General features: G+C 57.6%; 12 protein-coding genes. 3 read left to right on the top strand and 9 right to left on the bottom strand.

Going from position 1 to position 12,680, the window contains the following annotated elements:
• Positions 1-7 precede the first annotated feature (7 nt).
• Entirely contained in the window at positions 8-697 is a 690-nt protein-coding gene (phoB, locus tag ACUTSU_RS04145) for a phosphate response regulator transcription factor PhoB (RefSeq protein ID WP_012005482.1), read from the bottom strand.
• Between the two features lie 201 nt (positions 698-898).
• On the opposite strand from phoB, the gene sbcD reads away from it, so the two are divergent.
• A complete protein-coding gene (gene sbcD, locus ACUTSU_RS04140; RefSeq protein ID WP_445649679.1) occupies positions 899-2,131 on the top strand; it encodes an exonuclease subunit SbcD in 1,233 nt (410 codons plus the stop codon).
• Positions 2,128-5,379, top strand: coding sequence for an exonuclease subunit SbcC (gene sbcC / locus ACUTSU_RS04135; RefSeq protein ID WP_445653805.1), 3,252 nt, complete (start codon positions 2,128-2,130; stop codon positions 5,377-5,379). The genes sbcD and sbcC overlap by 4 nt, the downstream gene beginning before the upstream one ends.
• Positions 5,380-5,458: 79 nt before the next feature.
• Here sbcC and ACUTSU_RS04130 read toward each other — a convergent pair whose 3' ends face one another.
• From ACUTSU_RS04130 to mak, 3 genes are all read right to left on the bottom strand, one after another.
• Complete coding sequence (locus ACUTSU_RS04130) at positions 5,459-5,845, bottom strand: type II toxin-antitoxin system VapC family toxin (protein ID WP_445653804.1); 387 nt, start codon at positions 5,843-5,845, stop codon at positions 5,459-5,461.
• Positions 5,842-6,075 carry a type II toxin-antitoxin system Phd/YefM family antitoxin gene (locus ACUTSU_RS04125; RefSeq protein ID WP_099062320.1) on the bottom strand — a complete coding sequence of 78 codons (234 nt, stop codon included), beginning with the start codon at positions 6,073-6,075 and terminating at the stop codon, positions 5,842-5,844. The genes ACUTSU_RS04130 and ACUTSU_RS04125 overlap by 4 nt, the downstream gene beginning before the upstream one ends.
• A 102-nt stretch (positions 6,076-6,177) precedes the next feature.
• On the bottom strand, positions 6,178-7,086 hold the full coding sequence (mak, locus tag ACUTSU_RS04120; RefSeq protein WP_445649677.1) for a fructokinase: 909 nt from the start codon (positions 7,084-7,086) through the stop codon (positions 6,178-6,180).
• A gap of 202 nt (positions 7,087-7,288) precedes the next feature.
• On the opposite strand from mak, the gene ACUTSU_RS04115 reads away from it, so the two are divergent.
• Complete coding sequence (locus ACUTSU_RS04115; protein WP_445649676.1) at positions 7,289-8,029, top strand: response regulator; 741 nt, start codon at positions 7,289-7,291, stop codon at positions 8,027-8,029.
• Here the strand turns inward: ACUTSU_RS04115 and ACUTSU_RS04110 are convergent.
• The 5 genes from ACUTSU_RS04110 to ACUTSU_RS04090 form a co-directional block, all read right to left on the bottom strand.
• Complete coding sequence (locus ACUTSU_RS04110) at positions 8,004-9,020, bottom strand: carbohydrate kinase family protein (protein ID WP_445653803.1); 1,017 nt, start codon at positions 9,018-9,020, stop codon at positions 8,004-8,006. The two genes, ACUTSU_RS04115 and ACUTSU_RS04110, sit on opposite strands and share 26 nt — an antisense overlap.
• Entirely contained in the window at positions 9,017-9,877 is an 861-nt protein-coding gene (locus ACUTSU_RS04105) for a ketose 1,6-bisphosphate aldolase (RefSeq protein WP_261427434.1), read from the bottom strand. The genes ACUTSU_RS04110 and ACUTSU_RS04105 overlap by 4 nt, the downstream gene beginning before the upstream one ends.
• An 11-nt stretch (positions 9,878-9,888) precedes the next feature.
• Positions 9,889-10,575, bottom strand: a complete 687-nt coding sequence (locus ACUTSU_RS04100) for a D-lyxose/D-mannose isomerase (protein WP_445653802.1) — start codon at positions 10,573-10,575, stop codon at positions 9,889-9,891.
• A gap of 62 nt (positions 10,576-10,637) precedes the next feature.
• Positions 10,638-11,582: an ABC transporter substrate-binding protein gene (locus tag ACUTSU_RS04095; RefSeq protein ID WP_135315348.1), complete on the bottom strand. Its 945-nt coding sequence runs from the start codon at positions 11,580-11,582 to the stop codon at positions 10,638-10,640.
• Positions 11,583-11,672: 90 nt separating this feature from the next.
• On the bottom strand, positions 11,673-12,662 hold the full coding sequence (locus ACUTSU_RS04090) for an ABC transporter permease subunit (RefSeq protein ID WP_174353344.1): 990 nt from the start codon (positions 12,660-12,662) through the stop codon (positions 11,673-11,675).
• Positions 12,663-12,680 lie beyond the last annotated feature (18 nt).

The following is a 12,680-nucleotide window of genomic DNA, read 5'->3' as shown; positions in this document are numbered from 1 at the left end:
GTCGCGATCAATAACGCGTTGAGAATCGGTAGCCGGTGCCCCGAACGGTTTGAACCATTTTGTCATGACCACTGGTCTCTAACGCCTTACGGAGCCGACGGATATGCACGTCAACGGTGCGGTCTTCCACATAAACGTTAGTGCCCCAGACGTGATTAAGCAACTGTTCGCGGCTATAAACACGCTCTGGATGAGTCATAAAGAAGTGCAGCAATTTGAACTCGGTCGGCCCCATATCCAGCGCCTGCTCGTTGGCCATCACCCGGTGTGAGGAAGGATCCAGGCTCAGCCCTTGCATTTCAATCACTTCTTCCACCGCCATCGGTGAAATGCGGCGCATTACCGCCTTGATGCGCGCCACCAGCTCCTTCGGCGAGAAAGGTTTAGTGATGTAATCATCCGCCCCAACTTCCAGGCCACGGACACGGTCTTCTTCTTCACCGCGAGCGGTCAGCATCATCACCGGAATATCGCGGGTCATAGCTTCACGCTTCATATGTTTAATAAACTGAATGCCGGAACCTCCGGGTAACATCCAGTCGAGCAACACTAAATCAGGGAACGGCTCAGACAGGCGCGTCACTGCGCTGTCATAATCCTCAGCTTCCAACGGTTGGTAACCATTCTGTTCCAACACAAAGCACACCATCTCACGGATCGGCGCTTCGTCTTCCACCACCAGTATGCGTCTTGCCATCGTCAATCCTGCCAATGTGTTAGCGATCACAGTTGATTGCGGGCGCCATTATGCGTCAGTTTTGTGACAGATTTATGAAATAAATAGCCTTGAAAAAACCTGCCTGTTACAGGCAGTAAGCATAGCGATTATTTCTAATCACGCAGAAACATCATATTCCCTTTATAATCCCCGCCATTACCCTATCGCCCCGGGAGTGTCATGCGCCTGATCCACACCTCTGACTGGCATCTTGGCCAGTTTTTTTTCACCAAAAGCCGCGCCGCCGAACATCAGGCTTTTCTGCGCTGGCTGATTGAGCAAATCGAGCAACAGCAGGTGGATGCGCTGATCGTCGCCGGGGACCTGTTCGATACTGGTTCGCCGCCAAGTTATGCCCGCGAGCTGTATAACCGTTTCGTGGTGGAACTGCAGCGCACCGGTTGCCAGTTGGTGGTGCTGGGCGGCAACCACGACTCCGTGGCAACCTTGAATGAGTCGCGTGAATTGCTTTCCTGCCTGAATACCACCGTGATTGCCAACGCGCAGAGCGAAACCGAACAACAAATTCTGGTGTTGAATCAGCGCGACGGTCAGCCGGGTGCGGTGCTGTGTGCCATCCCTTTCCTGCGCCCACGCGATCTGCTCTCCAGCCGCGCCGGCGAGTCCGGAGTGCAAAAACAGCAGGCGCTGCAAGAGGCTATCGCCGACCATTATCAAAAGCTGTATCAGGCGGCCTGTACACGTCGTGATTCACTGGGCTTGCCACTGCCGATTATTGCCACCGGCCATCTGACCACCGTGGGCGTCACCACCTCCGATTCGGTACGCGATATCTACATTGGCACGCTGGACGCCTTCCCCGCGCAGGCCTTTCCGCCGGCTGACTACATCGCACTGGGTCATATTCACCGCGCGCAGAACGTCGCTAAATCCGAGCATATTCGCTACAGCGGCTCGCCGATCCCTCTCAGTTTTGACGAATTGGGCAAAGCCAAAAGCGTATTTATGGTGGATTTCAGCGCGGACGCTCTGCAACAGATCACTGCGCTGGAGATCCCCAGCTTCCAACCGATGCAGCTTATCAAAGGTGATTTGGCACAGATCGAGCAACAATTGCAGCAGTTCGCCGATTATCAAGGCGAATTCCCGGTGTGGCTGGACATTGAAGTGGCAACACAGGACTACCTTAGCGACATTCAGCGCCGCATCCAGTTACTGGCCGATCAACTGCCGGTAGAAGTGGTGCTGTTGCGCCGCAGCAAAGAACAGCGACGTCAGGCCATTGAACAGCAGGACAAGGAAACGCTCAACGAACTGAGCGTCAACGAGGTGTTCGAGCGGCGGCTGGCGCAGGAGCCTGAAATGGCCGAACAACGTCGGCAACGAATGAGCCAAATGTTCCAGCAGGTGGTCGAGTCCGTGCGGCACAACGACCAGGAGCCGAGCCAATGAAAATCCTCAGCCTGAGGTTAAAAAACCTCAATTCCCTGCAGGGCGAATGGAAAATCGACTTTACTGCCGAACCCTTTGCCAGCAATGGGTTATTCGCCATCACCGGACCCACCGGCGCAGGAAAAACCACCCTGCTGGATGCTATCTGCCTGGCGCTGTATCACCAGACGCCGCGGCTAAACGTCACGCCGAGTCAGAACGAGCTGATGACGCGCCACACCGCCGAATCGCTGGCTGAGGTCGAATTTGAAGTCAAAGGGGTCGGCTACCGCGCCTTCTGGAGCCAGCGCCGTGCCAAAAATGCCCCAGACGGTAACCTGCAGGCACCGAAAGTGGAGCTGGCGCTGCGTGAAGACGGAAAAATCCTGGCGGACAAGGTACGCGACAAGCTGGATATGACCGCCGCAATCACCGGGTTAGACTTCGGCCGCTTCACCAAATCGATGATGTTATCCCAGGGGCAGTTCGCCGCCTTCCTCAATGCCGATGCCAATGACCGCGCCGAACTGCTGGAAGAGCTGACCGGCACCGAGATCTACGGCCAGCTTTCCGAACGGGTTTTCGAACAGCATAAGCAGGCCAAGGCCGATTTGGATGCGCTGCATCAACGCGCCAGCGGCATTGAACTGCTCAATGACGAACAGCGTCAACAATTGGAGAGCCAGTTGGTTGAGCTGGGGACGCAGGAGAATGCCCTTGGCGAACAGGCCCGCCTGCAGCAGCAGGCGCTGAACTGGTTACAGCAGTGGCAACAAACTCAGCAAAAACAACAGGAATACCAACGCAAACTGAACGCGGCGCAGCAGGAACAGGCGGCGGCGGAACCGCAACTGCAGCAACTGGCGCGCAGCGAGCCGGCAGAAAAACTGCGGCCATTGCTTAACGAACGTAACCGCTGCCGCAACGACCAACAGGCGCTGCAACAGCAGATAAGCCAATTAACGCAGCAGCAGGAGCAACAGCTAGCCCAGATGGCGCCGTTGCAACAGGCGGTGGAGCAAGCCCGTGCCCAGTTGCAGGCACATGTTGAACACCAGCAGACGCAACAGCGGTTGATCGACGAGCAAGTCGTCCCGCTCGATAACCAGATTGCCCAGTTACAGAAAACGCAGGCCGAACTGCAACAGGCATGCGATAGCGCCGCACAACAGTATGCCCAGCAAAAAACAGCGCTTGAGCAGCTCGAAGTTCAGCGAACCCGGTTGACCGCACAAGCGGGCCAGCATCAGGAAAAACTTAACGGTCTCACCACCGCGCTGTCGGCGCAGCAGCAACAACAAAATACGCTGGAAGCCCAGTCGCCCCTGGCGGCACTGCGCCAGCGTCAGACCGAACTGGCCGAGCTGCGCCCGGTACGCCAGCAGTTATTTACCCTATCGTCCCTGTTTAGCCAGGTCAGCGAACGTCTGGATCAGCAGCGTAAAGACTCCGCCGCCCGTCAGACACAGCTTGGCGAACATGAAAAACAGCTCGAAGAGACGCGGCTGCAGTATAAGCAGCAAAAAGCCCACCAGACAGACGTGGAAAAAGCCCTCGAGCTGGAACAGCGCATTGTTAGCCTGGAAGCAGAACGCGCCCGCCTGCAAACCGGTGAACCCTGCCCGCTGTGCGGCTCCTGCAGCCACCCGGCCATTGAACAGTATCAGGCGGTAAAACCTTCTGAAACCGCATTGCGCCTGGCCCAGATGCGCGCCACAACCGAGGCTTTGTATACGCAGGGCACCGAACTGCGCACCCGTTGCGAAAGCCTGAAAGAACAGCAACAGCGTCAACAGCAACTCATCACGCAAGACGAGCAACAGTTGGCCACCCACCTTCAGCAGTGGCAAACCCTCACCACGCCGCTGGCATTTGACTTTAGCCTGCAAGACGCCGACCGCCTGAGCCAGTGGCTGAACGCCTGCGACAGCGAAGAACGTCAGAGTCAGGCCGCCCTGCTGCAACACGAACAGGCATCGCATGCCGTGCAGCAGGCCAAAGACCAATTAGCCGCACTGCAAACACAACAGCAGCAGGCGCAACAAGAGAAAGCGCGGCTGGACGAGCGTTACATCCTGCTGGAGAAAAGCCACGCAGAGGCCCAGTTGCAACAGCAACGCCTGCAGCAACAGTGGCAGGAAGGTGAACAAGCCCTGGGCGAGCAACGTGCGCAGCGGCAGGCACTGTTTGGTGAACAGCAAATTACTCAGGTGCGCGAACAGTTGCGCGCCCGCCAGACGGCCTGTGAGCTGGCCAGCCAGCAAGCGGCCGAACAATGGCAAAAAGCCCAGGAACAACGCGACCGGCTGAGCGGCCAGCTTGTCGGGCTACAGCAGCAACTGCTGCAACAGACCGAGCGGTTGCAGCAAGCGGAACAAGAGTGGCTGCAAACGCTGGCCGTCAGTGAATTCAGCGATGAAACCGCCTTCATTGCCGCATTATTGGATGACGACCAGCGCCGACAACTGCAGCAGCGCAAAGAGCAGTTGCAACAGCGTCAGGTAGAGGCCAGCGCCCTGTTGACACAGACCATAGAAAGTCTGAAGCAGCATCTGCAACAGCGTCCTAAAGAGCTGGATGAGAACCAGACCGATCCCCAGATCCTGAGCCAGAGTCTGGCAGCGCTGGCACAGCAATTAAAAACCTTGCAGCTACGCCAGGGCGAAGTACGCAATCAGTTGGAAAGCGATGCTGCCCGCCGCATCAATCAGCAGTCGCTGTTTGAGCAAATCAGCCAGAGCCAGAGCCAGTACGACGACTGGAGCTATCTCAATCAGCTTATCGGCTCCAAAGAAGGGGATAAATTCCGTAAGTTTGCCCAGGGTCTGACGCTCGATCATCTGGTGTATCTGGCAAACAACCAACTGGGACGGCTGCACGGACGCTATTTGTTGCAACGTAAAACCAGCGATGCGCTGGAGCTACAGGTGGTAGATACCTGGCAGGCGGACGCGCTGCGCGACACCCGCACCCTGTCCGGCGGTGAAAGCTTCCTGGTGAGCCTGGCGCTGGCACTGGCGCTGTCCGATCTGGTCAGCCACAAGACCAGTATCGACTCGCTGTTCCTCGACGAAGGCTTTGGCACGCTGGATGCGGAAACTCTGGATACCGCATTGGACGCGCTCGACAGCCTGAACGCCTCCGGGAAAACCATTGGCGTGATCAGCCACGTTGAGGCCATGAAAGAGCGGATCCCGGTACAAATTAAGGTGAAAAAGGTCAACGGGCTCGGCATCAGCCGGCTGGAGCCGCAGTTCAGGCTGGAATAACACGACACTAACAGAGAAACAGGGGTGCAGCACCGGCGAAAAAGAGCCGGTGCGTAGTGAACCCGAGGATTAACCCGCTTTAGCGCCGGGCGTCAAACACCCGGATGCCGTACTGCGGGAAAGCGGCATCGGCGGAAATTAACGTCAACCCTTCGGCCTGCACCTGGGCGATCAACATGCGATCAAAAGGATCCTGATGATGCGGCGGCAACTGGCCCGCCTGCTGACCGTGGAAGGCCGCCATCGGTAAAGGCAGAAAATCTTCGGCCTCAATCACCTCAAAGATGTCTTCCGGCAGTATTAGCTTACCCAGTGCCCGCTTAATCGAAATCTCCCAAATGCTGGCTGCGCTGACATACACCACATTGCCGGGATCGGCGATCTGCCTTCTGGCGTTAATCCCCAGGCTGGAGTCATCTATCAGCCACCACAACAACGCATGAGTATCCAGCAGCAAACGTTTCACTCGTCGCCCTCAAACAGCGCAGTGATGTCTGCATCGCCATCATTAAAATTGTCCGGTACGGTGAATTTTCCCTTGGCAGCACCCGGCTTGCGGGTTTGCCCCTTGATGGCCATAAGCTGAACATACGGCTTCCCTGCTTTCGCTATAATCACGGTCTCTCCCTGTGCGGCTTTATCCGCCAGTTGGCTCAGGTTGGATTTTGCTTCGTGCATATTGGCCTGAATAGGCATACGCGATCTCCTTAGCTAAGTTAGCTAAAGCATAGAGGGAAGTCCAGATTTTGTACAGGGAATTGATTAAAGCGCGAGCAGGCCCGCGCTTTTTTGTAACAGTTACAGCTGTGGCCACAGCCAGGCCGCGCCGCGCACGCCGCTGGAGTCACCGTGGACCGCCTTGCGGATCGGGGTTTCGCATTCGCCACCGAATACCCAGGATTTCACCAACTGCGGTACGTGCTGATACAGACGATCCACATTGCTCATTCCTCCGCCCAGCACTACGACGTCCGGATCAAAAATATTGATCACATGCGCCAGTGATTTTGCCAGCCGCAGCTCGTAACGACTGATGACCTGCTCTGCCAGGGCATCGCCTTGTGCTACCAACGTCATGATTTCATGACCTTTTAGCGGATTACCGCTCAGGCGAGCATAGTCGATAGCAAAGCCGGTACCGGAGATAAAGGTTTCAATGCACCCCTGCTTACCGCAGTAACAGGGAACCTCTGCCCGAAAACGCAACTCGTCATCATCCAGCCACGGTAGCGGGTTATGCCCCCACTCGCCAGAGATGCCGTTGCCGCCCGAGTGCGCCTGGCCGTTGATCGCCACCCCGGCGCCACAACCGGTACCGATAATCACCGCAAACACGGTTTGCTTGCCGGCCGCAGCACCATCGGTGGCTTCCGACACTGCCAGGCAGTTGGCATCGTTGGCAATACGCACTTCGCGCGCCAGCATCGCTGACAGGTCTTTATCCATCGGTTGGCCGTTGAGCCACACCGAGTTGGCGTTTTTGACCAGCCCGGTATAGGGCGACAGCGTGCCGGGAATGCCGACGCCGACCGAGCCTTGCTGGCCGGTATTTTCTTCTGCCAATTTCACCAGACCGGTAATCGCATCCAGCGTTTGCTGATAGTCATGACGCGGCGTAGCGATGCGATGGCGGAACAGTTCCTGCCCATCATTGGCCAACGCGATCACTTCAATTTTAGTGCCACCCAGGTCGATACCAATGCGCACGATTTTTCTCCTCAATGCACAACAACGTTGCCACAGCCTAATATATTCAGTTGCCGGGATCACTCAATCAGCGCCGAGTGTGACGGTGATGGCAATTTCCGCATCAGACTCACACCGGCTACCGCTTATTAATTAGTCATCGGGTACACTGCAGTTAACTTGTTGATAACATTTTCCGCATCCTAAAATCCGGAGAGCAGCGATGAAACCTGCCGTATTGATCGTCGACGACGACCCTGCCATTTGTGACCTGCTCTGCGACGTCCTCAATGAGCACGTGTTTACCGTGCATGCCTGCCACCGGGGCAGCGAGGCGTTAACGTTACTCAACCAGCAGCCGGATATTGCTCTGGTGCTGCTTGATCTGATCCTGCCGGACACCAATGGCCTACTGGTGTTGCAGCAGATCCACCGTCTGCGCCCGGATCTGCCGGTGGTGATGCTGACCGGCCTGGGCTCCGAGTCCGACGTGGTGGTCGGTCTGGAGATGGGGGCCGACGACTACATTGCCAAACCCTTTAATCCACGCGTGGTGGTCGCCCGCGCCAAGGCGGTGCTACGCCGTACCGGTGCGCTGGCGCTGGAACCGGCCACCGCCAGTCAGCACAAACCCGAAGGCTGGCAGTTCAACGGCTGGTGCCTGGATACTGTCCGCTGCACCTTGCACAACCCACAGCGACAACCGGTCGATCTGACCCAGGGCGAATACGGCCTGCTGCTGGCGCTGGTACAGCATGCGCGCAAAGTACTGACCCGCGATCGCCTGCTTGAACTGACCCACAGCGAAACGCTGGAGGTGTTCGATCGCACTATCGACGTGTTGATCATGCGGCTGCGACGCAAGATCGAGATCAACCCCCATCAGCCCGAGTTGATCCGCACCATTCGTGGGCTGGGTTATGTTTTCGCCGCCGACGTCAGCCAACCGGTGGCTGCCGCCTGATATAATCCTGCAGTTCCGACAAGGGGCGTGCGCCATCGATCGCGTTGGCGCACAGTAAATTGAACCGCGCACAGGCATGCGCCAATTGCAGCGTCTCTGCCAAAGGCCAGCTTTCATGACTGGCGTACAACACCCCGGCACAGAAGGCATCCCCGGCACCGACGCTGCCGACGATTTCGGTTTCACTGACGCACCACGACGGCTGCCAGCGCCCTTCCCCGCCTTGCTCCAGTCCGTATGCCCCTTCCGGGCAGTGGATCACCACTCGCCACCGCACACCGGCCAGCAATAGCTGTTCTGCGGCCTGGGCCATCAACTGTGGCTGCAACGCGCCACTGGCCGCACGCAATGCCAGCCCGGTAAATTCACCGGCCTCCAGCTCGTTGATCACCAGATAATCCAGCCAGCGCAGCGTTGGTAGTACCAGCGGCCGATAGCGCGGATCGCCCTGACGCGACACTAAATCCAATGAAGTCTGATAACCACGCTGCTGCATTTGCGCCAGCAACCGGGCGCTGCGGGTGCCAAACTCTTCGTCCGGGCTATCCAGACTGTCGAGCAACAGCAGATAACCCAGATGGAAAATTTTATGCTCAGTGTGCAGTGCGTTAAAATCGGCCAGATCCAACTGCCGGTTGGCCCCCGGCGCGTGAAAGAACGTCCGTTGGCCGCCCGGCTCGGTCATCACCTGCGACATGGCGGTCATCGCCGTTTCGCTACGTCTGACCAGGCCACTGTCGACCCGGTGCTGCGCGAGCATCTGCAGGATATAGTCACCGTCGGCGTCGCAGCCGATCAACCCGAGCGCCGCCAGCGGTAATCCGGTCTCCATGCGTGCCAGCGTCAGCAGTACATTGAGCGGTGCGCCGCCGGTAGCACGCTGGCTATGTTCAATCTCTACCAGCCAGCCCGGCTGCGGCCAGTGCGCAATTTGATGCACATGATCCACCAGCATGTTACCGGCCGAAACAATGCCACGCCGGATCATCACAACCGCCCGGCGCTGCCGAAAATATGCATTTGCTGTTGCACCACTTCGCTGATCGACTGCTCTACCGCCAGCAGCACTTCGGCAAATTCATCGTAAATCGCGTGGCGCTGCGTTATTCGCTGCTCCACCGCCCCCAGTGCCGCCTGCGACATGCCGGTATAGAAATTGATTTTGTGAATGCCCAGCCCGATCGCGCGTTTGAAATCGGCATCGCTAATGCCGGAACCGCCGTGCAACACCAGCGGGATCCCCGCCTGCTGCTGGATAGCCGCCAGCCGTTCAAAATCGAGCTTCGGCTCGCCTTTATATTTGCCGTGCGCATTGCCAATCGCCACCGCCAACGCATCAATGCCGGTCAATTCGACAAATTCGCGCGCCCGCTGCGGGTCGGTAAATTTATTGCTGTCGGCCTCGCCGTACAGCGCGCCGCCTTCGTCACCGCCGACCGCGCCCAGTTCAGCCTCAACCGATACGCCGACCGCGTGGCACATGCGTACCACTTCCTGCGTCTGACGCACGTTTTCTTCGTAGCTCAAGCCGGAGCCGTCGAACATCACGGAACTGAATCCCAGCCGCAGCGCCTGCACCACCGCCTCGAAATGCAGACCATGATCCAGATTCAACACCACCGGGATATCGTGCTGCGCCACTTCGCTTTTAATCGCCGCCACCAGGGATTCCAGCGAGATGTACTTAAAGTGCACTTCTGCAATATTGATAATAAACGGCGATCGCGCCGCCTGCGCCGCAGCGAACAACGCACGTAGAAAGTGGCTGTCGAGCACGTTGAATGCGCCCAGCGCATAGCCGTGCTGACGAGCCTGCGCCAAGCCCTGCGCCAATGAAATCAATGCCATTCTGGTTCTCCTTAAGCGATAAAGCGCAAGTATTCGTGACACAGCAACCACTGTGGTGGCTGGTCCTCTTCAATCTGGCTATAGCGGCTGAGCCGCTGCAGGAAACGGTTGTCGTTGTCGTCATCGTTTACCGTCGAGACTTCCCCTACCAAAACGTCTCCGAAGCCCTCTTCGCCCCAGAAACTGTGATAGATACCCGGCGTGAGGCAGATGCTTTCTCCCGGCGCCAGGCGCAAACGCGAACCGGCGGCGTGGGTCTGTCGGCAGCCATCCAGCGTCACGGTAACGCGAGTCTCGGCCAGCCCTTCCCGAGGGTCTGCGTTGTGCAGTTCAACAATCAGGTTGCCTCCGCCACGATTGATAATGTCTTCCCGCTTGCGCCAGTGGAAATGCATCGGCGTCACCTGAGCTTCGCGGCAATGCATGATTTTCTCCGCATAGCTTTTGGCATAGGGTTTACCGCCGGGTGAACCGTTGCGCAGGGTAAATAGCGTTAGCCCCTTGCGGGCGAAGTCATCATCGCCGAAGGCCGTGACATCCCAACCCAGTTTCAGGTCAAACACCTCCTGCCACGACTGACGATCGAGCTGCTGCCAGGCCGAGGGGCTAAAATGGGCGAAGGGCGGAAGCTGGACGTCGAAACGGGCAAAAAAGTGCTGGGTTTGCTGCAGGATTTGGTTCACGGCGGAACGGTTCATGGTGCCTCCGGAAACGGTAAGGAAATGAGGGGCCCAGTCTGGCAGGCCCCACCGATAGCAGGTTATTTCACCGTCCAGCCTTTGTAGCTGCCGATATTGTTTTTATCGATCATGGTTACCGGGATCAACACCGGAGCGGTTGGCGCAGGTTTACCCTGCAGAATGTCGTAACCGATCTCGACCGCCTTGGCCGCCATCACCTGAGGATCCTGTGCCGGCGTCGCGACAAACAGCGATTTTCCGCCACGCTTGAGCGCCTCTTCCCCGTCCGGCGATCCATCCACGCCAACGATAAAGAACTCGCTGCGCTGTGCCTGTTTGGCAGCCAGATCGGCGCCGATCGCCGTAGGATCGTTAATTGCAAATACGCCGTCGATCTTCGGATTAGCCGCCAACAGCGCAGTCATGACCTCCAGCCCACCTTCACGGCTGCCCTTGGCGTTTTGGTTATAGGACAGCAGCTTGATCTCCGGGTGTTTCTTCAGTTCGGTCATGCAGCCTTCGACCCGGTTTTGCACGGCGGACACCGGTGGCCCGTTGATGATCACCACGTTGCCCTTCTCTTTCAGGCGATCGCTGATGTATTTACAGGCCATGGCACCGGCCTGGGTGTTATCCGAGGTGATGGTGGCATCGGCGCCTTCGGCCGCCACGTCAACCGCCACCACCACGATACCGGCATCCTTGGCGCGTTTTACCGCCGGGCCGATCCCCTTGGAATCTGCGGCGTTCAGGATGATCATATCGACCTTGGCAGCGATAAAGTTGTCGATCTGCGCCACCTGCTGGCCGAGATCGTAACCGCTCGACACCAGCGTCACGTTGACCTTATCTCCGGCCAACTCGCGCGCCTTCATTTCTGCACCCTTGGTGATCTGGACAAAGAACGGGTTGGCCAAATCGCCCACCGTCACCCCAATCGATTTTAACTCTTTTGCCTGCACCAACGAGGCACTGCCGAGCGCGGCAGTAACCAGCAAAGCGGTAATCAATGGCTTGAAACGCATAGTGTTTTCCTCATTATTTTCCGATCTACGAAAAACCTGCCCCAGTGGGCACCAACCTTTCTTTATCACTCACACCGCACGACGAGTAAGTTAGTGCTGGTAATTGCGGGTGCGGTACTTGTCGATAAGCACAGCTATGATGATCACCGCCCCTTTGATCACCAACTGCCAGAAATAAGAAACGCCCATCAGGGTCATGCCGTTGTTCAGGGTGGCGATAATCAACGCCCCCACCAGCGTGCCGGTAATGGTGCCAATGCCGCCGACAAAGCTGGTGCCGCCGAGGATCACAGCAGCAATCGCATCCAGCTCATAGCCCATGCCGAGGTTGCCGTTGGCGCTGTACAACCGTGAGGCACTCATTATTCCCCCCAGCCCTGACAGCAAACCGCTCATGCCATAGACGAACAGCAGCACCGCGCCAACTTTGATCCCGGTCAGGCGTGCCGCCTGCATGTTGCCGCCCACGGCGTAAATATGAACTCCCAGCGTAGTGCGGCGCAGAATGAACCAGCACAGTGCAATTACGGCAAAAGCGATAATCACCAGCCAAGGGATCGGCCCCAGATACGAATTGCCGATCCATTCGAAACTGATATCGGAATTGATGATAGTCGTACCGTCGGCCAACAGATAAGCCGCGCCGCGCAGTGCGGTATAGGTACCCAGCGTGACAATAAAGGGTGGCAAACCGGCGTAGGCCACCAGAAAACCGTTAAACAGCCCCATGCCCAAACCGGCCAGCAGCGCCAGCGGGATCGACAGCCCGGACAGGCCCGGCATCAGTGAAACCGCCATCGCCACCACCGCCGTGGTGCCCAGCATCGAGCCGACAGAAAGATCGATACCGCCGGTCAGGATGATGAAGGTCATCCCCGCCGCCAGCACAATATTAATCGACGCCTGCCGGGCAATATTCAGCAGGTTGGCGTCGGTAAAGAAATTGGGTGCGACAAAACCGAAAACGGCGACGATCAGGATCAATATCGGCAAGATGCCGACGGTTTGCATCATATCGCCCAATAACGCCCGTTTCAGCGTGGGATTTTTTGCGGCGGGTGGCAGCGGGTTCGAAGTCATGACAGGCTCCTTGAGCGT

The sequence above is a fragment of the Serratia sp. NA_13 genome (genome assembly GCF_052691735.1).
Note: the sequence above shows the minus strand (reverse complement) of the source record. Positions and strands in the feature narration are given on the sequence as shown.

Excerpts from the sequence above, each read along its gene's own strand:
- sbcC (WP_445653805.1), top strand. The coding sequence starts at position 2,128 with ATGAAAATCCTCAGCCTGAGGTTAAAAAACCTCAATTCCCTGCAGGGC.
- ACUTSU_RS04095 (WP_135315348.1), bottom strand. The coding sequence starts at position 11,582 with ATGCGTTTCAAGCCATTGATTACCGCTTTGCTGGTTACTGCCGCGCTC.
- sbcD (WP_445649679.1), top strand. The coding sequence starts at position 899 with ATGCGCCTGATCCACACCTCTGACTGGCATCTTGGCCAGTTTTTTTTC.
- ACUTSU_RS04125 (WP_099062320.1), bottom strand. The coding sequence starts at position 6,075 with ATGCCTATTCAGGCCAATATGCACGAAGCAAAATCCAACCTGAGCCAA.
- ACUTSU_RS04105 (WP_261427434.1), bottom strand. The coding sequence starts at position 9,877 with ATGGCATTGATTTCATTGGCGCAGGGCTTGGCGCAGGCTCGTCAGCAC.
- phoB (WP_012005482.1), bottom strand. The coding sequence starts at position 697 with ATGGCAAGACGCATACTGGTGGTGGAAGACGAAGCGCCGATCCGTGAG.
- ACUTSU_RS04115 (WP_445649676.1), top strand. The coding sequence starts at position 7,289 with ATGAAACCTGCCGTATTGATCGTCGACGACGACCCTGCCATTTGTGAC.
- ACUTSU_RS04100 (WP_445653802.1), bottom strand. The coding sequence starts at position 10,575 with ATGAACCGTTCCGCCGTGAACCAAATCCTGCAGCAAACCCAGCACTTT.
- ACUTSU_RS04090 (WP_174353344.1), bottom strand. The coding sequence starts at position 12,662 with ATGACTTCGAACCCGCTGCCACCCGCCGCAAAAAATCCCACGCTGAAA.